We start from the raw sequence: 25,986 nt of genomic DNA on the forward strand, positions 1-25,986 counted from the left end.
CTCTCTATGTGTAAAGGTTAATCAATAAACCTTTTATTTCTCCAATACGTTCAAGCAAATCAATAGATGGTTTCTCTTGATCCATCATTTCCTCGGTTAATTCAATCAGCTTTTCATCTAAGGCTTTGACCAAAGCAAGTGTACGTGTGTTGCCATAAATGTCAAAGCTCCTTGATGTTTCTATATTTAGTCCATTATCGACTGTCTCTTTCACAAAGCGCTTCACCAGTCCTTTAAACCTAGCCAAATCCTTTAGGTTTCGTGACTTTGCGAGCTTTTTTCCGAACACTTCGATATCACTCAGCATGACCGTCAGCTGTTCTAAGCGCAGTTTGCCGCTTTGCGTTTCCATCGAAGCTTTAAAGGAGGCAGATGTCTGGCTTCCTTTCATCGCTTGAAGTTCACGCTTTTCTAAACGCAGCCGCATATCTTGATTAATTTTCACAGCAACCCATCCTTAAAATTGATGAAATTGTTCAACTGGCAGAATAAAAACAGTAGCTCCGCCAACTTCAACCTCAACAGGGTATGGTACGTATGAATCTGCATTTCCGCCCATTGGGGAGACAGGCGCGATCATTTGATCACGTTTACGGCAATTTTCTTTTATAAGCTGTAATGCTTTATCCACCCGGACATCATCACAACCAATAATAAAAGTCGTATTCCCAGACTTTAAAAACCCACCAGTTGAAGCTAATTTTGTCACGCCGAAATGATGTTCAGTCAATATTTTCAACAATTTGCTGCTATCTTGGTCCTGTACAACGGCAACAATTAATTTCATTTGATTGGCCTCCTTTATTTTAGGCACAGATGACATGCCGATGTCTTCCTCTATATTATAACAACGATTGGGAATTAGGTCATATTTGATTTTGCTTTAATGTGTCCTGAATCAATTGAAGGACTTCTTCATAGACAGCCTGCATCGGCTGAGACGCATCCACTACACGGAATCGTTCTGGCGATTGTGCAATAAGCAGTTCATAGCCTTCTCTGACAAGCTGGTGGAAATTCAGCGTCTCCATGTCTAATCGATTCTTTTCTCTTCCCTGGTTGGCATCAATTCGCTTTAGCCCTTCCTCAGGTGTAATTGAAAAATAAATGGTCATTTGCGGCATCGTGCCATTGATAGCAAAGTCGTTAATTGACTTTACTTCTTCAATCCCAAGCCCTCTCGCATAGCCTTGATAAGCAAGGGAGCTATCGACAAAACGATCACATAAAACCGTCTGCCCGCGCTGTAATGCCGGTTCTACCTTCTCAGCCAAATGCTGCCTTCTTGCGGCTGCATACAGCAAAGCTTCTGTTTTCGCATCCATTTTTGTGTTTTTTTCATTTAAAATGACTTCACGAATCTGCTCTGCAATGTCAATGCCGCCAGGCTCACGTGTCGCCATCACTGCATATCCTTGGCGTTCCATTTCTTCATACACTTTTCGAATCACTGTCGTTTTTCCAGCACCCTCTGGCCCTTCAAACGTAATAAACATACCGCTCATAGTGTCTCCTCTTCTATATAAACATATAATTTTCTCTGATGAATCACCTGACTGGCTTGAACATGAACCTGATGTCCAAGCAAACGGCTTAAAGCCGCAATCTGATCGATTTCAATACGCTCTCCCTTAACGATCAAAGGAATACCCGGTGGATATGGAATAACCGATTCTGCACTAACCCGTCCTGCTGCATGTTCAAATGGGACGGCTTCTATATCCTGTCTATGCTCCTCGTTGTCATCAGCCAGCGCCTCTCTTAGGAAATGATCTTTTCCTTTGAGCAATGAATTGCTTTGATTAAGGACCTGCTTTATCCGTTTAAAAGGGATATCCTTCTTCTGTTCTAAACCAAAGACAAGTAAAACCTGATGTTCGTCGGCAAGCTCTGGGTGAACCTCCACTGATTCAAGTACTCGTTTTAGTTCATAACCAGTCAGCCCTTTTGTTGATCGAATCACACATTTTAATGGATCGTTAGAAAGCAATTCAGACTCGACCACTTCAAGCTGAGGTATACGATTGAACTCATTTTTCAGCTCTGCCAGCCCTTTCATGATTCCATCCAAAATCCCTTTTTTCTTGATCTCCTCGACATAGGCCCTTGCCACATCTAATGAGGCCATAATTGGATAGGATGGAGAACTGCTTTGAAGCATCGTGAGGAATGTTTTCAAACGTTTGGCATCCATTCGCCCTCCCTGTAGATGAAGGTAGGATCCCATCGTCATGGCCGGAAGGGTTTTATGTGCTGATTGTACCACCACGTCAGCTCCATAGGAAAGAGCAGATGGAGGAAAAGCGCCGCCTAATACAAAATGTGCACCATGTGCCTCATCAACCAAAACGATCATGCCTGCTTCGTGGCACATGTGTATCAGTTTTGATAAATCAGCTGCATGACCATAGTAGTTCGGATAAGTCAAAACGATCGCCCGGCAATTAGGATGTTTGGCAATGGCTTTTTTGACTGTTTCATCCGTCACATGTGTTGGAACATGCAGGTGTTGATCTATCTCAGCTTCTACCATAATAGGCGTTGCTCCTGCAAGCTCAATCGCATGGTAAACAGACTTATGACAATTTCGCTGGACGAAAATCTCATCTCCCGCACGACAGGCTGCCATCACCATCGCTAAATTTCCGACAGTTGTCCCATTCACAAGAAAAAAGCTTTGATCTGATCCATATAGCTTTGCCAATAAATGTTCAGCCTCTTGAATCACACCAGTTGGATGATGGAGATCATCTAATCCTTCAAGTTCTGTTACATCCAGCTGAAGAATTGAGTCATAATAAGTCCGTGCCTCATCAAAAAAGACATCTCCATTGTGATGTCCTGGAACGTGGAAAGAATAAGGCTTCTTTTCCGCATGTTGTGCTAATGCTGTATATAAAGGTATTTTCAAACAAATCGACCCTTTTCACTTTAACGATATCTTATGTCTATTATAACGTTCATACAAGGGAACCGAAAGATGGATTCTCATTCCTTTATTGGCTGGTGATTCGCCAGCTGCTGTTCTGCCTCATACATGCTGTTTTTCAATTGGGCTCGCTCTTGGCTTCCATGCTCTTTCACCTGTAACGTTTCCTGTAAGGTTTCAGCTAATTGGCGTTGAACCTTTTTCAACGTATCTATAGGTGCAAAAGCTGCCTCTTCAAGAAGCTCCCCCTGCTGCTTTGATACCTTTTCATATGTTTTTTGGATTCGATTCTCAAGAGCTGAATTGGCACGCTGTTGAATATGCGTTAATGCAATCGACATTTGGTTGATCCATAGAGGAATAGATGCAGAAACTGTTGATTGAATGTGATTGGCCAATGTATGATTCGTATGCTGGATCATTCGAATTTGGGCATTACATTGCAACGCAATTTGCCGGCTTAGCAGCAAATCATATTTCCGTTCTTTCAACCTCTCCATATATTCTTCTGCATTGACTTCCTGACTCATCAATTGCTCCTCTATAGTCCGATTACCAATCTGCTCCGGTTCTGATATGATCTGCTTCTCTAAAGTGGTCATTTTCGCTTCAACTGCTGCAACCTGCAGCGTCATTTCTTGGAAAAAAGTTTGATTTTCTTCAAATAAACGCTCTAATAACATATGATCCGAAATTAATCCGCCTTTTGCGTAACGAAGCCTTGCTGATAATCTCTCGATCTGTGATTTTGCATGTTGAAAACGCGATATGATTTCCTGAGTAGAACGCTTCTCCCGCCGAAATAACTTCGAAAAAAAGCCCTGCTTCTTTGGCAGTAAGTCCTCCGGTTCTACTACATGCAGCTGGTGCAAAAAGGCCTCAAGCACGTCTCCTATTTGATCGATATCTTTTTTCTCAACATATTTCATCATTTGTTGTGATTGTTCCAATAATCGTTCCTGAACACGTGTACCATAGAAAAGCAGCTTTTGCGGATTGTCAGAGATCTGCTCAGCACGCTGTATGGCTTCTTGTTTCTCCTCATCAGATAAGGTATCAAACACCTGAAACTGAAGATCTGTAGTGGAAGCAGATGCTGTTGGGATGTGATCTTCTGGTTTCATTACGTTTGACTCCTTTCATTATTTCTTTATCATTTTATCTGCCACTTCAAGCTCAATATGAAGGGCTTCTATGTCTCTTCCTAATACTTGCTGCAAATCATTCGTCAATTGCTTTTGCAGTTCTGTCAGCGTCACTCGAGTTTGGCTTAGTGTCATTTCCAGCTCATGACTGCGATCAGGCTGGTTATACAATAGTGCATATTTTTCAGTTAGTTCAACGACAGAATCCAAGCTTTCAAAATAAAAACGTTGTGCATCATAAAACCGGGTCGGCTCTTTTTTTGTAATCGTATAGATTCGTCGTGCAAGTCGGAGAATTTCATAATTATGTTTGATCGTCTGTACGTTCTTCACAGCAAATAAAGCCTTCTTTAAACGTACAAGCTTTTGTCCTGCTTCTTTTAAATGCTGTTTGATATATACATAATCACTACGAGACAGTCCGTGTTTCTTTAAAAACAACTGGAAAGCAACCCATCTGCTCCCTGCAAACATCACGCCCCACCCCATCATCGCATACAGTATCGATAATCCAACATGATGATGGAAAACCCCAATACTGACGGTTAAAATCACAAGCGAAAAAAAAGTAGAGAGGATGGCCCATATAAATGTATAAAAGATTGATTTCATGTTCATCGACTCCTATGAATAATCAGGCTCTCTGTTTATCTTATTATTAATTACGGATGATGTCCAAACTAAGTTCCAAAAAACAGGCCCAATCCTCCATAGCTCATAAAAAAAGACCATCTAATGGTCTATGAATACAAAGGCGGCGTATGAAGATTTTTTAGCTTTCTAACATAATCGGCATAGCTAGGATCCGAGGTCGATGTAGAAATTAACTTTCTCTCACATTCTCGGCACAAAAACTGATGATATAAATAAATTCCCTTTGTTTTTTTCTCTTCACAAATCAAACAAATCGCTTCTCGCTCTTTTTTGCTCATTGTGACACCTCCACTTATAGCTTCAGTATGCCCTAGCGCTTTCAATTGTATACAAAATTAAGAATGTTTTAGATGGTAGTTTAGTATATGTATCCATGTCAGATCGAGTGTTTGTTCCTTTTCTTAAAAAACAAAAAAGACCAGTTCCGACTGGAACTGATCCTTATAGAAGCTTGGCGGCGTCCTACTCTCACAGGGGGAAACCCCCAACTACCATCGGCGCTGAAGAGCTTAACTTCCGTGTTCGGTATGGGAACGGGTGTGACCTCTTCGCTATCGCCACCAAACCTGATGGAGAGAATGTTCTCTCAAAACTAGATAACAATGTTCATGCTTCACAATAGAATATAGGTTAAGTCCTCGATCTATTAGTATCTGTCAGCTCCACGTGTCACCACGCTTCCACCTCAGACCTATCAACCTGATCATCTTTCAGGGATCTTACTTCCTTGCGGAATGGGAAATCTCATCTTGAGGGGGGCTTCATGCTTAGATGCTTTCAGCACTTATCCCGTCCGCACATAGCTACCCAGCGATGCCCTTGGCAGAACAACTGGTACACCAGCGGTGCGTCCATCCCGGTCCTCTCGTACTAAGGACAGCTCCTCTCAAATTTCCTGCGCCCGCGACGGATAGGGACCGAACTGTCTCACGACGTTCTGAACCCAGCTCGCGTACCGCTTTAATGGGCGAACAGCCCAACCCTTGGGACCGACTACAGCCCCAGGATGCGATGAGCCGACATCGAGGTGCCAAACCTCCCCGTCGATGTGGACTCTTGGGGGAGATAAGCCTGTTATCCCCGGGGTAGCTTTTATCCGTTGAGCGATGGCCCTTCCATGCGGAACCACCGGATCACTAAGCCCGACTTTCGTCCCTGCTCGACTTGTAGGTCTCGCAGTCAAGCTCCCTTGTGCCTTTACACTCTGCGAATGATTTCCAACCATTCTGAGGGAACCTTTGGGCGCCTCCGTTACATTTTAGGAGGCGACCGCCCCAGTCAAACTGCCCACCTGACACTGTCTCCCTGCCCGATAAGGGCAGCGGGTTAGAAGGTCAATACAGCCAGGGTAGTATCCCACCGATGCCTCCACCGAAGCTAGCGCTCCGGTTTCCAAGGCTCCTACCTATCCTGTACAAGCTGTACCAACATTCAATATCAGGCTGCAGTAAAGCTCCACGGGGTCTTTCCGTCCTGTCGCGGGTAACCTGCATCTTCACAGGTACTATAATTTCACCGAGTCTCTCGTTGAGACAGTGCCCAGATCGTTGCGCCTTTCGTGCGGGTCGGAACTTACCCGACAAGGAATTTCGCTACCTTAGGACCGTTATAGTTACGGCCGCCGTTTACTGGGGCTTCAATTCGCACCTTCGCTTACGCTAAGCGCTCCTCTTAACCTTCCAGCACCGGGCAGGCGTCAGCCCCTATACTTCGCCTTACGGCTTCGCAGAGACCTGTGTTTTTGCTAAACAGTCGCCTGGGCCTATTCACTGCGGCTTCTCGGGGCTTTAACACCCTAAGAAGCACCCCTTCTCCCGAAGTTACGGGGTCATTTTGCCGAGTTCCTTAACGAGAGTTCTCTCGATCACCTTAGGATTCTCTCCTCGCCTACCTGTGTCGGTTTGCGGTACGGGCACCTCTCACCTCGCTAGAGGCTTTTCTTGGCAGTGTGGAATCAGGAACTTCGCTACTAAATTTCGCTCGCCATCACAGCTCAGCCTTTACGGGAAACGGATTTGCCTATTTCCCAGCCTAACTGCTTGGACGCGGATATCCAATACCGCGCTTACCCTATCCTCCTGCGTCCCCCCATTGCTCAAATGGTGAGGAGGTGGTACAGGAATATCAACCTGTTGTCCATCGCCTACGCCTTTCGGCCTCGGCTTAGGTCCCGACTAACCCTGAGCGGACGAGCCTTCCTCAGGAAACCTTAGGCATTCGGTGGACGGGATTCTCACCCGTCTTTCGCTACTCATACCGGCATTCTCACTTCTAAGCGCTCCACCAGTCCTTCCGGTCTGGCTTCACAGCCCTTAGAACGCTCTCCTACCACTGTTCGTAAGAACAGTCCGCAGCTTCGGTGATACGTTTAGCCCCGGTACATTTTCGGCGCAGAGTCACTCGACCAGTGAGCTATTACGCACTCTTTAAATGGTGGCTGCTTCTAAGCCAACATCCTGGTTGTCTAAGCAACTCCACATCCTTTTCCACTTAACGTATACTTTGGGACCTTAGCTGGCGGTCTGGGCTGTTTCCCTTTCGACTACGGATCTTATCACTCGCAGTCTGACTCCCAAGGATAAGTCATCGGCATTCGGAGTTTGACTGAATTCGGTAACCCGGTAGGGGCCCCTAGTCCAATCAGTGCTCTACCTCCGAGACTCTTACCTTGAGGCTAGCCCTAAAGCTATTTCGGAGAGAACCAGCTATCTCCAGGTTCGATTGGCATTTCACCCCTACCCACACCTCATCCCCGCACTTTTCAACGTGCGTGGGTTCGGGCCTCCATTCAGTGTTACCTGAACTTCACCCTGGACATGGGTAGATCACCTGGTTTCGGGTCTACGACCACGTACTCATGCGCCCTATTCAGACTCGCTTTCGCTGCGGCTCCGCATCTTCTGCTTAACCTTGCACGGGATCGTAACTCGCCGGTTCATTCTACAAAAGGCACGCCATCACCCGTTAACGGGCTCTGACTACTTGTAGGCACACGGTTTCAGGATCTATTTCACTCCCCTTCCGGGGTGCTTTTCACCTTTCCCTCACGGTACTGGTTCACTATCGGTCACTAGGGAGTATTTAGCCTTGGGAGATGGTCCTCCCGGATTCCGACGGAATTTCACGTGTTCCGCCGTACTCAGGATCCACTCTGGAGAGAATGACATTTCAGTTACAGGGCTGTTACCTTCTTTGGCGGGCCTTTCCAGACCTCTTCGCTTATATCATTCCTTTGTAACTCCGTATAGAGTGTCCTACAACCCCAAGAGGCAAGCCTCTTGGTTTGGGCTGTTCCCGTTTCGCTCGCCGCTACTCAGGGAATCGCATTTGCTTTCTCTTCCTCCGGGTACTTAGATGTTTCAGTTCCCCGGGTATGCCTTCTCATACTCTATGTATTCAAGTATGGATACTACTCCATTACGAGCAGTGGGTTTCCCCATTCGGAAATCTCCGGATCAAAGCTTGCTTACAGCTCCCCGAAGCATATCGGTGTTCGTCCCGTCCTTCATCGGCTCCTAGTGCCAAGGCATCCACCGTGCGCCCTTTCTAACTTAACCATTTCTTACTTTAGAAAGAATCACTATGTGTGATGAACTTTGCATTGCATTCAATGTGAATGTATTACTTATTGTTATCTAGTTTTCAAAGAACACGTTGGTGGAGCCTAGCGGGATCGAACCGCTGACCTCCTGCGTGCAAGGCAGGCGCTCTCCCAGCTGAGCTAAGGCCCCAATTTAATAGAAGATGGTGGGCCTGAGTGGACTCGAACCACCGACCTCACGCTTATCAGGCGTGCGCTCTAACCAGCTGAGCTACAGGCCCATCTTTCATATCGAAGATATGATGTTGTAGGATCTTTTGCAAGTTCCTTCAAAACTAAACAAGACGAAAACGTACGCTGCTCCATATATCCTTAGAAAGGAGGTGATCCAGCCGCACCTTCCGATACGGCTACCTTGTTACGACTTCACCCCAATCATCTGCCCCACCTTCGGCGGCTGGCTCCATAAAGGTTACCTCACCGACTTCGGGTGTTGCAAACTCTCGTGGTGTGACGGGCGGTGTGTACAAGGCCCGGGAACGTATTCACCGCGGCATGCTGATCCGCGATTACTAGCGATTCCAGCTTCACGCAGTCGAGTTGCAGACTGCGATCCGAACTGAGAACAGATTTATGGGATTGGCTAAACCTTGCGGTCTTGCAGCCCTTTGTTCTGTCCATTGTAGCACGTGTGTAGCCCAGGTCATAAGGGGCATGATGATTTGACGTCATCCCCACCTTCCTCCGGTTTGTCACCGGCAGTCACCTTAGAGTGCCCAACTGAATGCTGGCAACTAAGATCAAGGGTTGCGCTCGTTGCGGGACTTAACCCAACATCTCACGACACGAGCTGACGACAACCATGCACCACCTGTCACTCTGTCCCCGAAGGGAAAGCCCTATCTCTAGGGTTGTCAGAGGATGTCAAGACCTGGTAAGGTTCTTCGCGTTGCTTCGAATTAAACCACATGCTCCACCGCTTGTGCGGGCCCCCGTCAATTCCTTTGAGTTTCAGTCTTGCGACCGTACTCCCCAGGCGGAGTGCTTAATGCGTTAGCTGCAGCACTAAGGGGCGGAAACCCCCTAACACTTAGCACTCATCGTTTACGGCGTGGACTACCAGGGTATCTAATCCTGTTCGCTCCCCACGCTTTCGCTCCTCAGCGTCAGTTACAGACCAGAGAGTCGCCTTCGCCACTGGTGTTCCTCCACATCTCTACGCATTTCACCGCTACACGTGGAATTCCACTCTCCTCTTCTGCACTCAAGTTTCCCAGTTTCCAATGACCCTCCCCGGTTGAGCCGGGGGCTTTCACATCAGACTTAAGAAACCGCCTGCGAGCCCTTTACGCCCAATAATTCCGGACAACGCTTGCCACCTACGTATTACCGCGGCTGCTGGCACGTAGTTAGCCGTGGCTTTCTGGTTAGGTACCGTCAAGGTGCGAGCAGTTACTCTCGCACTTGTTCTTCCCTAACAACAGAGCTTTACGATCCGAAAACCTTCATCACTCACGCGGCGTTGCTCCGTCAGACTTTCGTCCATTGCGGAAGATTCCCTACTGCTGCCTCCCGTAGGAGTCTGGGCCGTGTCTCAGTCCCAGTGTGGCCGATCACCCTCTCAGGTCGGCTACGCATCGTCGCCTTGGTGAGCCATTACCCCACCAACTAGCTAATGCGCCGCGGGTCCATCTGTAAGTGACAGCCGAAACCGTCTTTCATCCTTGAACCATGCGGTTCAAGGAACTATCCGGTATTAGCTCCGGTTTCCCGGAGTTATCCCAGTCTTACAGGCAGGTTACCCACGTGTTACTCACCCGTCCGCCGCTAACATCCGGGAGCAAGCTCCCTTCTGTCCGCTCGACTTGCATGTATTAGGCACGCCGCCAGCGTTCGTCCTGAGCCAGGATCAAACTCTCCGAAAAAGTACAAAACCGAAGTTTTGCTTTTCGCCAGTTTGACTGACTACCTATGAAGTATCATAGGATTTTTTATAAAAACTCGAATTAACAGGTACGTTTTGTCTTGTTTAGTTTTCAAAGAACTTGTTTACCGCTTCAGAAGCGACTAGAACATCTTATCACATCCAAGTTGTTAGTGTCAACAACTTTTTTGTTATTATGTTTTTTCGTTTCTTCGTCATCAGCGACGTATATTAATTTACCACCCTATCGAATCAAAGTCAATAATATTTTTCATTAAATAATAAACTTTTCAATAACGATTAAAGCTGCTACGCCCGGAATACCCAATAAACCACTAATTCCACTCGTTACAGGGTTAATAGAGACATGTAATCCTAGACTCTCGCCAAATAGGTTGAGGCAAAATAAAAAAAGAGCGCCTGCTATAAACTTCACTCCGATAAGCCCTAACCATTTGAATGGATTCGCCTGCACACCTGACATAAACAACAATAGCACAGCTAGCAAAATTGACCCGATCACAATAACAGGTTCCATAATCCTCTCATCTCCTCTTCATATGAATAGTACAAGCATATGAGAGGACTATGTATAATAGACCTGCTATTTCCAGTTGTTTAAACGTAAATTCCTCTTTTTCGCTTCTCTCAGATAGAAAAAGTACTTCGCTTGAGCAAGCTTTAATTCGAATAGAATGTCCGGTGAAGGCTCAACGCTATTTGCGACAAGCTTTTTTTGTCTGTTCCATTCTTCCTTTTGCTTAAAAAGCTGTTGAATTAATTTCTCATCGAATTCTTTTCGAATTGATTTTCTGCGAAGAAAACCCATGTACCGTACTTCTCCTTCCTACATCTCACGTCTGCCTTCTAGAGCCTTAGACAGTGTAACTTCATCCGCATACTCTAAATCCCCGCCTACTGGAAGTCCGTGAGCAATGCGAGAGAGTTTAATTCCTGATGGTTTTAACAATCTGGAGATATACATGGCTGTTGCTTCTCCTTCAATGTTTGGATTGGTTGCAAGGATCACCTCTGTCACTTGATCGTCTTGCAATCTTTTTAATAGGTCAGGAATTTTAATATCCTCTGGTCCAATTCCGTCCATTGGCGAAATGGCACCATGAAGCACATGATATAAGCCGTTGTATTCTTTCATTTTTTCCATTGCGATTACATCTTTTGGATCCTGCACTACACAGATAACAGATTGATCTCTTCTTGTATCTTCACAAATATAGCAAGGATCTTGGTCTGTGATATGACCGCATACCGAACAATAAGTTAAATTACGCTTTGCATTTACAAGCGCCTTCGCAAAATCTAGTACGACATCTTCCTGCATACTAAGAACAAAAAAAGCCAGACGGACCGCAGTTTTCGGTCCGATTCCTGGCAATTTCATAAAGCTGTCAATCAGCTTTGATATTGGTTCAGGATATTGCATCTTCAGTTATTCCTCCTAGAATAAACCTGGCATGTTCATTCCTTTTGTGAATTGACCCATCGTTTCATTCGTTAGCTCATCGACTTTTTTCAATGCATCGTTTGTCGCAGCAAGTACAAGATCTTGAAGCATATCAATATCTTCTGGATCAACAACTTCTTCATTAATTGCTACATCAACGACTTCTTTTTGTCCATTTACTTTGACAGTGACCATACCGCCACCAGCTGTACCTTCAAGAACTTTTTCTGCAAGCTCTTCTTGAGCCTTCGCCATATCCTTTTGCATTTTTTGCATTTGTTTCATCATTTTTTGCATGTTTCCCATTCCACCGCGCATATGAACACCACTCTCTTTCATTTTTATTAATCTTTAATTTCAATTAAATCAGTTCCTACTAATTTTTTTGCTTCCGCAATCAATGGATCCTCTTCAGTAGAAGTTCCCTGACCATCCGCTTGTTCATCCGGCTGATGATCTCTTAAAAATTCTTCTCTTATTTTACCCCATTGAGCGTCAGGAACGCCAACTAATTCCACTCTTTTTCCTAACATAGACTCTAGCAGTTGTTCAAGATTGGTCCGAACACCGCTTTTATCTTCAGCAACCATTTTACAATGTATTTCAAATTTGAATTTTAAAACAAAGGCATGCGAAGCAGCCGCAACTGGCTCACTGTCCGTTAATAACGCAGCGTGAGACACCTTATTCTGCTGTTTCAACTGGGCAAGGAGCTCTCCCCATTTGCCTTTAATTTTTTCTAACTCAGGCCGTTTCGCTTCTTTTAGAATCTCATGAATTCGGCCGACAGGAGCACGATAGCCATTTTTGTTACTCGTTTGTGGTCGAGGCGCTTCCTTTTTTTCTTGAGGGCTATGAGATGGAGACATTGGTACACCTTCGGCTCTTAGCCTTGATAGTTCCTGTTCCAGCCTGTTTATTTTATCTGTTAGCGCCGTTAAATCAGCGTCAGCATGGCCTTGTGTCAATCCTGCTGTTGACTGACACAGCTTTACAACAGCTACCTCAAAGAAAATCCTTGGATGATTTGTCCATTTCATTTCTTGGTGGCTTTTATTCAGGACTTCAATGGTTTCATACAGAAACTGAGGTGTCACACGATCTGACAGCGCCACGAAACTTTCGTCGACCTTTACCTTTTCAAGGACCCCCTCGAGATCTGGTGCCGTTTTATAAAGCAGCATATCTCTAAAGTAAAAAATCATATCCTCTATTAATTTAGCAGCATCTTTCCCCTGCTGGAGCAATTCATTTAATGTATCTAACGCTGCGGCAATATTTTGATCAAAAATTGCTTCAGCAAGCTGACTAATGAAATGCTGAGATACAGCACCTGTAATGAGCAGCGCATCATCAATTGTCAATTGTTCACCACTAAATGAGATCGCTTGATCCAAGAGACTTAGTGCATCACGCATACCGCCATCAGCTGCACTAGCAATAATCTCGAGCGAACCCTCCTGTACGTCAAGGCCTTCTGCATCTACAATTTTCTCCATTCTTCCAACAATATCTTTGGTCGTGATTCGTTTAAAATCAAATCGCTGACAACGAGATATGATGGTAAGAGGAATCTTATGGGGCTCTGTGGTAGCCAAAATAAAGATACAATGAGCAGGCGGTTCTTCCAGCGTTTTAAGGAGAGCATTAAATGCACCGATAGAGAGCATATGTACTTCATCTATAATATAAACCTTATATGTAACCGCCGAAGGAGCAAATTTCACTTTATCACGTATATCCCGGATTTCATCTACCCCGTTATTCGAGGCAGCATCTATTTCAATCACGTCTGAAATTGAACCGTTTGTAATCCCTTTACAGGCATCACATTCATTACACGGCTCGCTAACAGGTGACTTTTCACAGTTCACTGCCTTAGCAAAGATTTTGGCAGCACTTGTTTTACCTGTTCCTCTAGGACCTGAAAATAAGTAAGCATGAGAAAACTTTTTCTGCAAAAGGGCATTTTGCAACGTTTTTGTGATGTGTTCTTGTCCAACAACATCCTCAAAAACTTGAGGTCTGAACACTCGATATAAAGCTTGATAACTCACAAATACGCCCTCCTCCATTTATCATCCTTTTCATTATACATGATGCACCGATCAATTCAAAAGCACACCTTTATTTTCTAATATGCCAAAAAGATGATTTCTACTAAAGATTTTCTACTTTCCATGTATTAAAAACGTATTTTCTAGCTTTGTAAAAAGATCTGAAACCCCAAACGGAACACCAGTTCTTTTTGCGATTTATGAAAAAAACAAATGGCTCCAAAAAGACTTTTTATCTATTTGTATAACCAAAGCAGTTAAGCTATTCTTTGAACAGCAACAAAAAACTCACCTAGTTAAACTAGATGAGTTACATTTAATATTGATTTACCGTGCACCTTCTGTCGATTCGCTACCCCAAGCGTTACTTAAACAGTTAGCTCGGCCCAGGCAACCCTGCGGCACATGAGAGGTTTCACTTAATGCTGCTTCCTTCCGGACCTGACATGGTTCATGAATTCCCATTGCGCAGGACCCAGACGTCAACACCACTTATTTAAGGCAGACCTTGAAGTAAACGAACCTCGAGAAGGGATTCGGCCTCGCTAGAGCGGATTGCGAGTACAGGGCACCGCTACCTCCCCGCTTAGCACGGCAAAATGAATATTAAATTGTTAGTGATGCAGACATAAGTATACCTTCTTATAGCTCAAATTGCAAACGACATCCATTCATTTACTTTTGGCTTGTTTCTTTCGCTGACGGAGATTTCGGAAGAACTGACTTAACAGCTCACCACACTGATTTTCAAGTACACCACCGATGACCTCAGACTGATGATTGAACCGTTCATCATCCAGTAAATTCATTAAAGTACCTGCGCATCCACCTTTTGGATCGTATGCACCAAAAACGACCTTTTTCACTCTAGAAAGAACAATAGCACCCGCACACATTGGGCATGGCTCAAGCGTAACATAAAGCACAGCATCTTCTAAACGCCAGCTCCCTGTCGCTTTACATGCTTCATCAATAGCAAGTAATTCTGCATGTGCAATCGAACGCTGCTCACTTTCCCTTAAATTATGAGCCCGGCTCACGATTTGATCATCAACAACAATGATCGCACCAATCGGCACTTCCCCTATTTGTTCTGCTTTTAAGGCTTCAGTAATGGCTTCTTGCATAAACTGTTCATCTTTCGTCATGGCACGGCTCTCTTTTCATGTTTTTTAAAAGGAAATTGAGGTTAACATATTATCACAATCTTTTAAAGGGGGTCTTATTTTGTCAAAGCAAAAAAAGGCGCTGCTTATTATCGACATGATTAATGATTTTGATTTTGAAATGGGACATGTGCTTGCAGAAAAAACAGAGCAAATGACCAATAAAATTTTAGCTCTTAAACAACATGCTTTCAAGGAAAATTGGCCAATCATTTATATCAACGATCACTACGGACTTTGGAAGGCTGATATCCAAGCTGTTTTGGAAACATGCAAAAACGAAAGAAGCGCTCCTATTTTAGAGAAAATGACACCATCTAAAGATAATTACTTCTTAATTAAACCTAAGCATTCTGCCTTCTATGGTACTGCACTAGAGACACTCTTAAATGAATTAGGTGTTGAGGACATTATTCTAACTGGAATTGCCGGAAACATTTGCGTTTTGTTCACTGCAAATGACGCATACATGCGAGAATACAATCTAATTGTACCTAAAGATTGTATCGCTTCAAACGACGACAGAGATAACGACTACGCTTTAACGATGATGGAGAACGTTCTTCTAGCCAAAATCACTACCGCTAAGGAAATCACGAATGAAAATCAAACATGATTTAGCTATAACCCTCATAAATTGTTAGCAATAACAAAGGGGGCGTTGACTATTCAAATTTATGTTGTCAAAAGAGGAGATACTTTAAACGACATTGCTATGCGTTTTAAAACGACAGTCAATGAAATCATCCGTACTAACGAAATCGAAACACCAAATCAACTCGTCATTGGACAAACAATTGTCATTCCAATTAGAGGTCAATTTTATGAGGTCAAACGAAATGACACACTATATCAAATTGGTAGACGGTTTAAAATTTCAGTAGAAGAATTGGCACGCGTGAACAGAATTCGGCCTGAAGCGATACTGCCTATTCGTTTCTTGCTCTATATTCCACAAAGACCGAAAAGGAACATTAATTCCAATGCTTATATTGAACCACGGGGAAATCAAGTCAGTGAAAACTTAAAGCAGGCAGCTAGAGAGGCCTCCCCATACTTAACCCATTTAGACGTCTTTAGTTTTCAAGCACAAAGAGATGGTACACTGCGAGAACCACCGTTAGACCAACTACCCCAGATTGCCGCTCAGAACAGAACTGTATTAACCATGGTGGTGACAAATCTAGAGAATGAAAAATTCAGTGATGAACTTGGGCGTATTCTTTTAACTAACCAATCTGTCAAAACGGCATTTTTAAATGAAATTGTTCGAGTTGCTAAAAAGTACCAATTCAAGGAAATCCATTTTGATTTTGAATATTTACGCCCTGCTGATAAAGATGCTTATATTCAATTTTTAAGAGAAGCAACAGCCCGTTTCCATCAAGAAGGATGGACAATATCTGTTGCACTTGCACCAAAAACAAGTAGTCAGCAAAAGGGCAAATGGTATGAAGCCCATGACTATGAAGCGATCGGTAAGATCGTCGATCACGTTGTGTTGATGACCTATGAATGGGGATACAGCGGCGGCCCTCCACAAGCTGTCTCTCCAATTGGACCTGTCCGCCAAGTCATTGAATATGCATTAACTGTCATACCGGCCAATAAAATTGTAATGGGGCAGAATTTATACGGCTATGATTGGACACTTCCTTTCGTCCAGGGCGGTCCCATAGCCAAAGCCGTCAGTCCTCAACAAGCAATTGCACTTGCTAGAGAGCACAATGTCTCTATCTTATACGACGAAACAGCACAAGCACCCCATTTTCGTTATACAGATGCCAACAACAAAGAGCATGAGGTCTGGTTCGAAGACGCTAGATCAATTCAAGCAAAGTTCAACCTCATCAAAGAGCTAAATTTGAACGGCATTGCTTATTGGAAATTAGGTCTATCTTTCCCACAAAATTGGCTCTTATTATCAGATCAATTTAATATTGAAAAAAGAACGACATCGTAATCCATTCACTCTATCTATTAGAAGGGGTATGGTACAATATACATTGGTTTGACAACTTTAACTTTATAGATAGAGGAGAACGCCTATGTATCCTGCCCCTTTTATTGCAGTGGAAGGCCCGATTGGAGCCGGAAAAACAACTTTGGCTACAATGCTTGCGAAGGAATTTCAATTTCCTTTAGTAAAAGAGATTGTAGAAGAAAATCCATTCTTAGATAAATTTTATGAAGATATGGAACAATGGAGCTTTCAGCTTGAGATGTTCTTTTTATGCAATCGGTTCAAACAGTTAGAATTAATTGAAGAAAACTATGTGAATAAACAGCAGCCAGTTGTCACTGATTATCACGTCTATAAAAATATGATATTTGCAGAAAGAACATTATCAAAAAAGCACATGGATAAATACAGAAAGATCTATCACCTGCTAACAGATGATCTTCCTAAACCAAATGCCATGATCTATATAAAAGCCAGCCTTCCCACCTTACTTGAAAGAATACAGATGAGAGGACGCTCTTTTGAAGAAGACATCGACCCAGCTTATTTAAAAACACTCATTGAAGATTACGAGCTGGCTATTGAACATTTAAAACAGACTGAGCCAGGGCTTCCTATCATTACAATTGAAGGAGATCATACAGACTTCGTTTCCTCACAGCAAGATTACCAGCAAATTGTACAGAACATAAAGGAGCAAGTACTATGAACAATATCGAAATACCAAAGGACGCAGTCATCACAATTGCCGGGACTGTTGGTGTCGGCAAATCAACTATGACCAAAACAATAGCGGACAAGCTAGGGTTTCAAACCTCTCTTGAAAAAGTAGATGATAACCCATATTTAGAGCCTTTTTATTCAGATTTCCAAAGATGGAGCTTCCACTTACAGGTCTATTTCTTAGCTGAGCGTTTTAAGGAGCAAAAGCGGATCTTTGAATCTGGCGGAGGATATGTACAAGATCGTTCCATTTATGAGGATACTGGCATTTTTGCAAAAATGCATGCGGACAAAGGTACGATGTCTGAGGTCGATTATGAAACGTATACAAGCCTATTTGAGGCGATGGTGATGACACCTTACTTCCCTCACCCTGATGTCCTCATCTATCTACACGGGGATTTAGATCATATTTTACATCGTATTGAGGAACGCGGCAGAGAGATGGAAACTCAAACTGACCGAGCTTATTGGGAAGAAATGTACACTCGATACACGGAATGGATCGAACAATTTGATTTATGCCCTGTGATTAAAATTAATATTGAAGATTACGACTTACTTCATGATGAAAGCTCACTTGATCCCATTCTTCATGAAATAGCTTCTGTTATTCAAAAAAATCGCTCTAAAACAAAATAAAAAAAACCGCTGCATTCGCGAAATGCAGCGGTTTGACAATTTCCAATTTTTATGCTTGCGTTCAATTCAACTAAGGTAAAAAATCAATATGGCGGAGGAAGAGGGATTCGAACCCCCGCGGGCTTTGACACCCCTGTCGGTTTTCAAGACCGATCCCTTCAGCCGGACTTGGGTATTCCTCCGTATCGACAAGAATTAATATACCATATCATTTTATTTGAAGTCAACATCTTTTCGAAAAAAATTTCAATATATGATTTCGGCATGATATTTGCCTATAAAAAAGCAGCCATTGATGGCTGCTCCAGATTGTTGACAAAGGGCTAAAATGATTTTGATTTTAGCCCTTTGTCTTCTTTTCAGCGTGATAGAAAACCTTTGCAGCCCTAGGAAGGGCGAGCACCGGAGCGGAGCGAATTTGACATTCGTGAGCACCGAAGCGCAGACCTGACAACGAATGCGAGGGTTTGTCTACACGCTGAAGCAGCCATTGACGGCTGCTCTTGATCTATTTCGTATCCTGTCTAATTTCTTCAATAAACTGATTCATCTCTACTTTAAACTCATTTAATGACTCGATAATCTTCGTAAAGTCTGTCACTTGTTTGGCTTGTTCATTTGTTGAACTGCTGATTTGTGAGATGTTTTCAGACAGAGTGCCAATGCTGTCTTGGATTTCTTTTAAAAATGTATTAATGGTTTCAGCCGCTTCCTTCGAGCCATCTGATAATTTGCGAACTTCATCAGCAACGACAGCAAACCCTTTTCCGTTCTCGCCTGCTCTTGCGGCTTCAATTGCAGCGTTTAAACCGAGCAGATTTGTTTGTCTAGCGATCCCGCCAATGGTTTTGACGACTTCTTCAATATTCGCAGATTTCTCTTCCGCTCTTCCTGCCTGTTCGCTTATTTCTAAACTTGTGGCAGCCAGCTCTTGAGAATGTGCAGCAATTTGCTCAATTCCACCTTGGAGTTCTTTCGCTACTTTATTGATTTGCTCCATATAACCGCTTAATTTCTTTTCACGATGATGTGAAAATGCCACTAAAAAAGAGCCAATTACTTTTTTATCTTCATCAAAAATCGGGTAACCTTTTACAGCAATTTCATAACCATATAAATGCTCTGGTAAATGACCGTCATATTCTTGTCCTCTTAATGTCGTCGCCACATTTTGGTCTTCTGGGTTCAATGGGTCTCCAACTTTCATACCAAAATCTATTGTGTTAGACGGGTAATAACAAAGTATCTTCTCTGTATCTGTGATGCCGAAAAGAATACTTTCATCTAGTACCTTTCTAAGTAAATGAGCCATTTCAACATAATAGTCAAGCCTATTCAAGGTTATTCCTTCTTTCCTAGAAGCTTTTAATTTTTTTATCGGCTAAATTTAGGAAAACTGTAGGACTTTTGGTAAAAAGAAAAAGATGCCTTGACGGCATCTTATTTCATCACTTCTTTATTTCCCATATAAGGACGCAGTACTTCAGGAATGATCACTGTGCCGTCCTCTTGTTGATAGTTTTCTAAAATAGCCGCTACAGTTCTTCCTACCGCTAATCCAGATCCATTTAATGTGTGGACATGTTCTGGCTTCGCTTTAGGTTCTGGACGGAAACGAATGTTTGCACGTCTTGCCTGGAATGCTTCGAAGTTACTGCAAGAAGAAATTTCACGGTACGTATTCTGGCTCGGAATCCACACTTCGATATCGTATTTCTTCGCAGCTGTGAATCCTAAATCTCCCGTGCACATGCTCATGACACGGTATGGCAGGTTCAATAGCTGAAGAACTTTTTCTGCTTGATTTGTTAGTTTCTCTAATTCTTCATAAGAATCTTCTGGTCTGACAAATTTCACAAGTTCTACCTTGTTAAATTGATGCTGACGGATGAGTCCACGTGTATCTCTTCCAGCAGATCCAGCTTCTGATCTAAAGCAAGCACTGAATGCTGCATAGTTGATTGGCAGCTGTTCACCTTCGAGAATTTCGTCACGATGCATGTTCGTAATTGGCACTTCAGCTGTTGGAATGAGGAAGTAATCTTCTTCACGTATTTTAAAGGCATCCTCTTCGAACTTTGGAAGCTGACCAGTTCCTGTCATACTCGCTCTGTTGACCATATAAGGTGGAAGCACTTCAGTAAAACCAAACTCATCCACATGTAAATCAAGCATAAAGTTATACAATGCGCGCTCTAAGCGTGCGCCAAGCCCTTTATAAAAAACGAAACGGCTTCCTGTCACTTTTCCTGCACGTTCAAAATCAAGGATTTTTAGCTCATCAGCTACGTCCCAATGTGGTTTTGGCTCAAATGAGAAGGCTGGTTGTTCGCCCCATTTTCTCACTTCCACGTTGTCGTCTTCTGTTTCACCAACTGGTACAGAGTCATGAGGGATATTTGGAATTGAGAACAGGATGTGCTGCAAGCTTTCTTCTACTGTTCTTAGCTCATCATCCAGCTTCTTGATCTCATCTCCTACCTCACGCATTTCTTGAATAATGTGATCGGCGTCTTTCTTTTCTCTTTTTAGAACGGCCACTTGCTGTGATACTTCATTTCTTCGGCTCTTTAATTCTTCTGTTTTCCCGATTAATTCTCTTCTTTTTTGATCTAGCTCACCAAACTTATCAAAATCCGCTAAATCTTCGCCTCGGTGTGCTAATTTTTCTTTGATTTGATCAAAGTCCGTGCGCAGTTGTTTAATATCAAGCATGTGTAACACTCCTTTTTTTATCGAAAAATAAAAAGAGCCCTCATCCCATGAAAGGGACGAGAGCTCTCGCGTTGCCACCCTGATTGAAAACATGCAGAAGCATGCTTTCCTCTTTCCTCTGTAACGGTATCACCGTAAATGCTTACTTCTCGTGTTTCAGCATTTCGCTCAAGGATGGATTCAGAATGCATCTTTCACCGATTTTCACCAACCATCGGCTCTCTGAGAAAGAGGGGCTTCTTACTATTTCCCGTCAACGCTTTTTCGATCTTTGATTGTGATTTTAATGTACTATAAGTTTTATCTCTTTTCAACCGTTTTATACAGCAAGCTTCGTTTTGTAAGACTTCACCATGTCTACAAACAGCTGTGTTAACCGGTGATCGTCTGTCAGCTCTGGATGAAAAGAGCAGCCTAAGATATTGTTTTCTTTCGCCATCACAATCCTGCCATCATATTCAGCCATGATTTCTACGTCATTATCTGCGCTGATGATATGAGGCGCACGGATGAATACCCCTGTAAACGGCGCATCCAGTCCTTTTACTTTTAAATCTGCTTCAAAACTGTCTACCTGTCTGCCAAAAGAGTTCCGTGCAACAGATACATTTAACAGGCCAAGATGAGCATCTTCTCGATCTTCGATATGCTTAGCCAGCATAATCAAACCGGCACATGTCCCGAAAATCGGTTTCCCTTGAGCAGCGAACGCTTTGATCGGTTCAATGAATTGGTACGTATCCATAAGTCTCCTCATCGTCGTACTTTCTCCACCAGGGATAATCAAACCGTCAACGGATTCTAGCTCTTCTACACGTTTGATGATCTTTCCTTCTGCGCCGCAGGCTTCAATCGATTGAATATGCTCTCTCACCGCTCCTTGAAGCCCTAGTACACCAATTGTCAGCATGTTCGTTTGCGCTCCCTTAATTACCAGCCACGCTCTTGCATACGTTCTTCTGGCAGTAGATTTGAAATTTCAATTCCTTTCATAGCTGTTCCAAGCTCTTTTGAAAGTTCTGCAATGAGACGGTAATCAGTGTAATGAGTCGTTGCTTCAACAATCGCTTTTGCAAATTTAGCTGGATTGTCTGATTTGAAAATACCAGATCCGACAAATACACCGTCTGCGCCAAGCTGCATCATTAATGCAGCATCTGCTGGTGTCGCAACGCCTCCTGCTGCAAAGTTCACAACTGGCAGCTTGCCGTCTCTTTTGATTTGCAGCAATAATTCATAAGGCGCGCCAAGATTCTTGGCTTCTGTCATCAGTTCATCTTCACTCATAGCCGATACTTTACGAATCTGAGCATTGACCTTTCTCATATGACGCACAGCTTCTACGATGTTGCCTGTCCCAGGTTCTCCTTTTGTACGAAGCATAGAAGCGCCTTCTGCGATACGGCGGGTTGCCTCACCTAAATCGCGGCATCCACAGACAAAAGGTACTGTGTATTCATTTTTATTTAAATGGAATTCCTCATCTGCGGGCGTCAGCACTTCACTCTCATCGATATAATCAACACCAAGTGCTTCAAGAACACGAGCCTCGACGATGTGGCCGATACGTGCTTTTGCCATGACTGGAATCGTTACTGCATTTTGTACTTCCTCTACGATTCTTGGGTCTGCCATACGGGCAACACCGCCTGCTGCACGGATATCAGCTGGTACTCGTTCTAGTGCCATGACTGCCACCGCACCTGCTTCTTCTGCAATTTTTGCCTGCTCCGCATTGACAACATCCATAATGACGCCGCCCTTTTGCATTTCTGCCATTCCACGTTTCACTCGTTCAGTTCCCTTATTGCTCACAATAGTTTCCTCCCATTTGTCTATTCGATTGATTCAACATCTTTATCATACAAGCGAGGAAGTATAACAATAAAGAGAATAGTATAACAATTAAACCAACCGGGAAATAAGGATAAACCCTTGTAAACAAAGGATTTACAGCTAAAAAAATGTCGTTTTCTCTTTTAAGTGTGATTTACATGCTATAATACAACTATAACAATTAAAAATCATGTATAACAATTTTGCATTCTACGGAGGGGTTTCATGCATATTGATATCCATCGACACTCTGATACATCTCTTTCAAATCAAATTTACTTTTCAATCATCGATCACATTCAATCGGGTTTGCTTCAGCAAGGAGAAAAGCTGCCAACTGTCCGTGATTTAGCTAAGCAGCTGAATGTCAGTCTTGTCACGGCAGCTAAGGCATATACTCGATTAAAGGACGATGGTTATTTAACGACAGTGCAAGGTAAAGGAACTTTTGTGGATGAGCAGCAAGAGCAGGCAGAGACCCCGGTTCCATCATCTACTTCTTTCGATTGGCAGTTGTCGATTCCAGATTATTTACCACGGTCTCAATTCGCCCAGTATCACTATGTCGAAGAAGCCATTAACCTTTCTTCCTCTATGATCGATCCAGGTCTTTTGCCAAACCGGTATTTAGAAAAAGAAATGCAGCATGTGCTAGCCAGACATCCTCAAATCATGTCGAAGTATGGTGAAATACAAGGTGATCTTCAGCTGCGACAAGTCATTCAGTCCTTTTTAGAAAAGTTGGATGTGCCGTCTACCCCTGAAAATATCCTTGTAACAAGTGGTTCTCAGCAAGGGCTTGATTTGGTGGCACGTACGTTTATTGGGCCGGATGATGTGGTTGTCATGGAAGCACCGACCTATCCCGGGGCCATTGATGTCTTTATGGGCAGAGGAGCAAGAATCATTACCGTCCCTGTCGATCATGAAGGAATGAACATGAAGCAGCTTCAAAGCATTTGTGATAAATATAAACCGAAGCTCATCTATACGGTTCCTACTTTCCACAGTCCGACAGGGGCCAGTATGTCGATGAAACGCAGAAAACAGCTTCTCTTATTGGCTCAAAGCATAGATTGTCTCATTGTAGAAGATGACCCATATCGTGAGCTTTATTTTGAAAAGAAGCCGCCAGCACCTATTAAAAGCTTGGATCATGATGGACACGTCATTTATTTACGAGGATTAAGTAAAACACTGGCTCCAGGATGCAGAATAGGGATTATCACCGCGTCAGGCTCGATATTTAACCGTTTATTAGCTGCAAAGGCTAATAATGACTTAGGCAGCCCTCTCCTCACACAAAAGGCCATATTGCCGTTTCTGACATCGAAGAAAATGATTGATCATACGAAGAAGCTAAGAACCGCCTTGAAGGTGAGACGCGATTTGATGATGGATGTGTTAACGAAGCACGCACCGAAAGATGTAACGTGGCAAATTCCACAGGGCGGGCTCAATTTATGGCTCAGTTTTCCTTCCTGGGTCGATACACGAGCACTTTTACATGAAGCACGTAAGCAGCAAATTACTTTTCTGCCTGGCTCTGTCTGCTATCCTGGAGAGCCGAAACAGAATTATATCCGCCTCAGCTTTTCCTATGTGAATGAAAAAGCACTGACCGAGGGCGTGGAAAAGTTATGTGGTATTTTTCAGCAAGCCTTGTCCACTCCTCAAAATCAGAAGCAATCGCTCTTCTTTTAACAATAAAAAAAACTGCTCTCTATACATGAGAGCAGTTTTTTTATTAGAACCAGCCTTTTACTGTGTCAACGATTCCGCCCCAAATGCCAGCGAAGAATCCACCTACACCGCGCATTGCAAGGATGAACCAGTTTGCTTTTTCATCGCTTGTTTTCGTCACAAGCTCAACACCTGATTGGTCTTTATTTAAATAGCCGTAGTCCTTCTCATCACCAGAATAAGAAGTCGTCAGCATGCCAACCTTCGTTCCTTTTTTAATAGGAGCTTCTAGGTTCTTTTTCTCGATATTTACTTTTGCTTTATAGCTCTTTTCGTCACCATTTTTTACTGGCACAGAAAATGCTTCTTTCGTCACAACAGGTACTTCTTTATCTTTGCCTTTATCCACTTCGATGTTTTCATGACCTTTAATTTGTTGACCTTTTTTGTACATTTCTTTCATCGTGAAGTTTTTAAACGCATAGTCGAACAGTTTTTTTGCCACGTCGAAACGTGCTGTATGAAGATTACCTTTTGCATTCAAGATAACTGCGATGACACGCATGTCACCTTGTTTTGCTGTACCTGTGAAGCTAGAACCGGCTGAATCTGTAGATCCTGTTTTCAGACCGTCAACACCTTTATATTCCTTCACAAGTCCTTTAAGCATGAAGTTCCAGTTAGGCATGTCCATTTCATCGTCCGTGCCTTCTCTGAACTTTGTTTTCGCAATACTTGCTGTTTCAAGAATTTCTGGATGGTCTTTGATGAGATGCTGTGCAAGCAAAGCCATATCTTTTGCAGATACTTCACTTTCTTCATCAGGACCTGTACCTTTTGGCTGTTGGCCATGTAAGTCTTTATTTTCCAGACCAGTTGCATTCACGAATTTGTAGTTTGTTAAACCAAGTTCTTTTGCTTTTGCGTTCATTTTTTCAACAAACTTCGATTCTGATCCAGCGATCACTTCTGCTAAACCAATCGCTGCTGCATTTGCCGAATAAATAGCCGTTGCTTGATAAAGTTCTTTTACTGTATACGAACCATCTTTTCTCAAAGGAACGTTGGATAAGCTGCGGTCCTGAGAAATTTCGTATACATAATCATCTGGCGTATACTTTTGATCCCATTTCACTTTTCCTTCAGCAATTGCCTCTAGTAATAGATACTCTGTCATCATTTTTGCCATACTTGCAATAGGCAGTCTTTGATCTGCGTTTTTACTATAAAGAATTTTACCTGTAGAAGCTTCAATAAGGATCGCTGCTTTCGCATTCACACTGAATGGATCTTCAGCAGCTTTTGCTTTGGACATTGGTGTAAATGCTGTAACAATCAATGCCAATGCAAGGATAGAGACCATAAGCTGTTTCAACATCTTGCTGTTCAATCGTCATACCTCCGTATTCATCTTTTTTCGACGTTTTTCATATATATGTAATCCACAAGGGCTTATCTCAACACAACAGTATAAATTTTATCACAATAAAGACAAAAAAAATAGACAGAGTCTTAGACCCTGTCAAATGTAATTTGATTGTCA

General features: G+C 43.1%; 22 protein-coding genes, 3 tRNA genes, 3 rRNA genes, 1 other RNA gene, 1 pseudogene and 1 other annotated feature. Of the genes and pseudogenes, 5 read left to right on the forward strand and 25 right to left on the reverse strand.

The features are described from left to right. Positions 1-4: 4 nt before the first annotated feature. The 19 genes from JJ692_RS01970 to tadA all read right to left on the reverse strand — a co-directional run bounded on the left by JJ692_RS01970 (position 5) and on the right by tadA (position 14,863). Positions 5-445, reverse strand: a complete 441-nt coding sequence (locus JJ692_RS01970) for a YaaR family protein (protein WP_024425626.1) — start codon at positions 443-445, stop codon at positions 5-7. Between the two features lie 12 nt (positions 446-457). Then, positions 458-787, reverse strand: a complete 330-nt coding sequence (locus JJ692_RS01975) for a cyclic-di-AMP receptor (RefSeq protein WP_024425625.1) — start codon at positions 785-787, stop codon at positions 458-460. Between the two features lie 79 nt (positions 788-866). Then, positions 867-1,505 carry a dTMP kinase gene (gene tmk / locus JJ692_RS01980; RefSeq protein ID WP_024427207.1) on the reverse strand — a complete coding sequence of 213 codons (639 nt, stop codon included), beginning with the start codon at positions 1,503-1,505 and terminating at the stop codon, positions 867-869. Then, a complete protein-coding gene (locus JJ692_RS01985; protein ID WP_206534153.1) occupies positions 1,502-2,911 on the reverse strand; it encodes an aminotransferase class I/II-fold pyridoxal phosphate-dependent enzyme in 1,410 nt (469 codons plus the stop codon). Before JJ692_RS01985 ends, tmk begins: the two co-directional genes overlap by 4 nt. 77 nt (positions 2,912-2,988) lie before the next feature. Continuing rightward, a complete protein-coding gene (locus JJ692_RS01990) occupies positions 2,989-4,053 on the reverse strand; it encodes a toxic anion resistance protein (RefSeq protein ID WP_206534154.1) in 1,065 nt (354 codons plus the stop codon). A gap of 18 nt (positions 4,054-4,071) precedes the next feature. Continuing rightward, positions 4,072-4,686 carry a 5-bromo-4-chloroindolyl phosphate hydrolysis family protein gene (locus tag JJ692_RS01995; RefSeq protein WP_024425621.1) on the reverse strand — a complete coding sequence of 205 codons (615 nt, stop codon included), beginning with the start codon at positions 4,684-4,686 and terminating at the stop codon, positions 4,072-4,074. A gap of 128 nt (positions 4,687-4,814) precedes the next feature. Then, positions 4,815-5,006, reverse strand: a complete 192-nt coding sequence (locus JJ692_RS02000; protein WP_024425620.1) for a sigma factor G inhibitor Gin — start codon at positions 5,004-5,006, stop codon at positions 4,815-4,817. Between the two features lie 171 nt (positions 5,007-5,177). Continuing rightward, positions 5,178-5,293, reverse strand: a 5S ribosomal RNA gene (gene rrf / locus JJ692_RS02005). A gap of 61 nt (positions 5,294-5,354) precedes the next feature. Further along, positions 5,355-8,285, reverse strand: a 23S ribosomal RNA gene (locus JJ692_RS02010). 98 nt (positions 8,286-8,383) lie between these two features. Then, a tRNA-Ala gene (locus tag JJ692_RS02015) sits at positions 8,384-8,459 on the reverse strand. A gap of 14 nt (positions 8,460-8,473) precedes the next feature. Further along, positions 8,474-8,550 (reverse strand) — tRNA-Ile (locus JJ692_RS02020). A 95-nt stretch (positions 8,551-8,645) separates the two neighbouring features. Beyond that, positions 8,646-10,194 (reverse strand): 16S ribosomal RNA (locus tag JJ692_RS02025). The 16S, 23S and 5S rRNA genes sit together here with 2 tRNA genes alongside, the layout of an rRNA operon. Positions 10,195-10,467: 273 nt before the next feature. Beyond that, positions 10,468-10,731: a pro-sigmaK processing inhibitor BofA family protein gene (locus JJ692_RS02030; RefSeq protein ID WP_024425765.1), complete on the reverse strand. Its 264-nt coding sequence runs from the start codon at positions 10,729-10,731 to the stop codon at positions 10,468-10,470. 66 nt (positions 10,732-10,797) lie between these two features. Further along, the gene (locus tag JJ692_RS02035) at positions 10,798-11,022 is read right to left on the reverse strand and encodes a YaaL family protein (RefSeq protein WP_024425764.1); all 225 of its coding nucleotides are present in this window, start codon (positions 11,020-11,022) and stop codon (positions 10,798-10,800) included. An 18-nt stretch (positions 11,023-11,040) separates the two neighbouring features. Then, positions 11,041-11,637, reverse strand: a complete 597-nt coding sequence (recR, locus tag JJ692_RS02040) for a recombination protein RecR (RefSeq protein ID WP_003218094.1) — start codon at positions 11,635-11,637, stop codon at positions 11,041-11,043. A gap of 15 nt (positions 11,638-11,652) precedes the next feature. Then, entirely contained in the window at positions 11,653-11,976 is a 324-nt protein-coding gene (locus JJ692_RS02045; protein WP_008342011.1) for a YbaB/EbfC family nucleoid-associated protein, read from the reverse strand. A gap of 26 nt (positions 11,977-12,002) precedes the next feature. Next, positions 12,003-13,715, reverse strand: coding sequence for a DNA polymerase III subunit gamma/tau (gene dnaX, locus JJ692_RS02050; protein ID WP_024425763.1), 1,713 nt, complete (start codon positions 13,713-13,715; stop codon positions 12,003-12,005). 330 nt (positions 13,716-14,045) lie between these two features. Further along, positions 14,046-14,310: signal recognition particle sRNA large type (gene ffs, locus JJ692_RS02055), an RNA gene on the reverse strand. 76 nt (positions 14,311-14,386) lie between these two features. Continuing rightward, positions 14,387-14,863, reverse strand: coding sequence for a tRNA adenosine(34) deaminase TadA (gene tadA / locus JJ692_RS02060; RefSeq protein ID WP_024425762.1), 477 nt, complete (start codon positions 14,861-14,863; stop codon positions 14,387-14,389). A gap of 79 nt (positions 14,864-14,942) precedes the next feature. On the opposite strand from tadA, the gene JJ692_RS02065 reads away from it, so the two are divergent. From JJ692_RS02065 to JJ692_RS02080, 4 genes are all read left to right on the forward strand, one after another. Then, positions 14,943-15,497 carry a cysteine hydrolase family protein gene (locus JJ692_RS02065; protein ID WP_024425761.1) on the forward strand — a complete coding sequence of 185 codons (555 nt, stop codon included), beginning with the start codon at positions 14,943-14,945 and terminating at the stop codon, positions 15,495-15,497. Between the two features lie 99 nt (positions 15,498-15,596). After that, positions 15,597-16,844, forward strand: coding sequence for a glycoside hydrolase family 18 protein (locus JJ692_RS02070; protein ID WP_238550053.1), 1,248 nt, complete (start codon positions 15,597-15,599; stop codon positions 16,842-16,844). Between the two features lie 85 nt (positions 16,845-16,929). Then, positions 16,930-17,553 (forward strand): deoxynucleoside kinase, encoded by a 624-nt coding sequence (locus tag JJ692_RS02075; RefSeq protein WP_039175853.1) that lies wholly within the window; start codon positions 16,930-16,932, stop codon positions 17,551-17,553. After that, positions 17,550-18,209, forward strand: a complete 660-nt coding sequence (locus JJ692_RS02080) for a deoxynucleoside kinase (RefSeq protein WP_003218104.1) — start codon at positions 17,550-17,552, stop codon at positions 18,207-18,209. Before JJ692_RS02075 ends, JJ692_RS02080 begins: the two co-directional genes overlap by 4 nt. Positions 18,210-18,298: 89 nt before the next feature. On the opposite strand, the gene JJ692_RS02085 is transcribed toward JJ692_RS02080, so the two are convergent. The 5 genes and pseudogenes from JJ692_RS02085 to pdxS form a co-directional block, all read right to left on the reverse strand. Continuing rightward, positions 18,299-18,391, reverse strand: a tRNA-Ser gene (locus JJ692_RS02085). 326 nt (positions 18,392-18,717) lie between these two features. After that, a pseudogene (locus JJ692_RS19230) lies at positions 18,718-19,053 on the reverse strand (methyl-accepting chemotaxis protein); the annotation flags it as partial. Between the two features lie 596 nt (positions 19,054-19,649). Then, positions 19,650-20,924 carry a serine--tRNA ligase gene (gene serS / locus JJ692_RS02095; RefSeq protein ID WP_024426746.1) on the reverse strand — a complete coding sequence of 425 codons (1,275 nt, stop codon included), beginning with the start codon at positions 20,922-20,924 and terminating at the stop codon, positions 19,650-19,652. 49 nt (positions 20,925-20,973) lie between these two features. Continuing rightward, positions 20,974-21,190 (reverse strand) — a binding site (T-box leader). 53 nt (positions 21,191-21,243) lie between these two features. Beyond that, positions 21,244-21,834 (reverse strand): pyridoxal 5'-phosphate synthase glutaminase subunit PdxT, encoded by a 591-nt coding sequence (gene pdxT / locus JJ692_RS02100; protein WP_024426747.1) that lies wholly within the window; start codon positions 21,832-21,834, stop codon positions 21,244-21,246. A gap of 20 nt (positions 21,835-21,854) precedes the next feature. Next, positions 21,855-22,739, reverse strand: a complete 885-nt coding sequence (gene pdxS / locus JJ692_RS02105; protein WP_039175840.1) for a pyridoxal 5'-phosphate synthase lyase subunit PdxS — start codon at positions 22,737-22,739, stop codon at positions 21,855-21,857. A 246-nt stretch (positions 22,740-22,985) separates the two neighbouring features. On the opposite strand from pdxS, the gene pdxR reads away from it, so the two are divergent. After that, positions 22,986-24,464: a MocR-like pyridoxine biosynthesis transcription factor PdxR gene (pdxR, locus tag JJ692_RS02110; protein ID WP_103132794.1), complete on the forward strand. Its 1,479-nt coding sequence runs from the start codon at positions 22,986-22,988 to the stop codon at positions 24,462-24,464. Positions 24,465-24,507: 43 nt separating this feature from the next. Here the strand turns inward: pdxR and JJ692_RS02115 are convergent, their stop codons facing one another. Next, complete coding sequence (locus tag JJ692_RS02115; protein WP_025092698.1) at positions 24,508-25,833, reverse strand: D-alanyl-D-alanine carboxypeptidase family protein; 1,326 nt, start codon at positions 25,831-25,833, stop codon at positions 24,508-24,510. Between the last annotated feature and the right edge of the window lie 153 nt (positions 25,834-25,986).

It is taken from the genome of Bacillus sp. 3a (assembly GCF_017161885.1).
GTDB classification, from domain to species: Bacteria; Bacillota; Bacilli; order Bacillales; family Bacillaceae; genus Bacillus; species Bacillus safensis.

Excerpts from the sequence above, each read along its gene's own strand:
- JJ692_RS02030 (WP_024425765.1), bottom strand. The coding sequence starts at position 10,731 with ATGGAACCTGTTATTGTGATCGGGTCAATTTTGCTAGCTGTGCTATTG.
- tmk (WP_024427207.1), bottom strand. The coding sequence starts at position 1,505 with ATGAGCGGTATGTTTATTACGTTTGAAGGGCCAGAGGGTGCTGGAAAA.
- JJ692_RS02035 (WP_024425764.1), bottom strand. The coding sequence starts at position 11,022 with ATGGGTTTTCTTCGCAGAAAATCAATTCGAAAAGAATTCGATGAGAAA.
- JJ692_RS02080 (WP_003218104.1), top strand. The coding sequence starts at position 17,550 with ATGAACAATATCGAAATACCAAAGGACGCAGTCATCACAATTGCCGGG.
- JJ692_RS02000 (WP_024425620.1), bottom strand. The coding sequence starts at position 5,006 with ATGAGCAAAAAAGAGCGAGAAGCGATTTGTTTGATTTGTGAAGAGAAA.
- JJ692_RS01995 (WP_024425621.1), bottom strand. The coding sequence starts at position 4,686 with ATGAAATCAATCTTTTATACATTTATATGGGCCATCCTCTCTACTTTT.
- pdxR (WP_103132794.1), top strand. The coding sequence starts at position 22,986 with ATGCATATTGATATCCATCGACACTCTGATACATCTCTTTCAAATCAA.
- recR (WP_003218094.1), bottom strand. The coding sequence starts at position 11,637 with ATGCAATATCCTGAACCAATATCAAAGCTGATTGACAGCTTTATGAAA.
- JJ692_RS02075 (WP_039175853.1), top strand. The coding sequence starts at position 16,930 with ATGTATCCTGCCCCTTTTATTGCAGTGGAAGGCCCGATTGGAGCCGGA.
- JJ692_RS01990 (WP_206534154.1), bottom strand. The coding sequence starts at position 4,053 with ATGAAACCAGAAGATCACATCCCAACAGCATCTGCTTCCACTACAGAT.
- tadA (WP_024425762.1), bottom strand. The coding sequence starts at position 14,863 with ATGACGAAAGATGAACAGTTTATGCAAGAAGCCATTACTGAAGCCTTA.
- JJ692_RS02070 (WP_238550053.1), top strand. The coding sequence starts at position 15,597 with ATGCGTTTTAAAACGACAGTCAATGAAATCATCCGTACTAACGAAATC.
- JJ692_RS02045 (WP_008342011.1), bottom strand. The coding sequence starts at position 11,976 with ATGCGCGGTGGAATGGGAAACATGCAAAAAATGATGAAACAAATGCAA.
- JJ692_RS01975 (WP_024425625.1), bottom strand. The coding sequence starts at position 787 with ATGAAATTAATTGTTGCCGTTGTACAGGACCAAGATAGCAGCAAATTG.
- pdxT (WP_024426747.1), bottom strand. The coding sequence starts at position 21,834 with ATGCTGACAATTGGTGTACTAGGGCTTCAAGGAGCGGTGAGAGAGCAT.
- serS (WP_024426746.1), bottom strand. The coding sequence starts at position 20,924 with ATGCTTGATATTAAACAACTGCGCACGGACTTTGATCAAATCAAAGAA.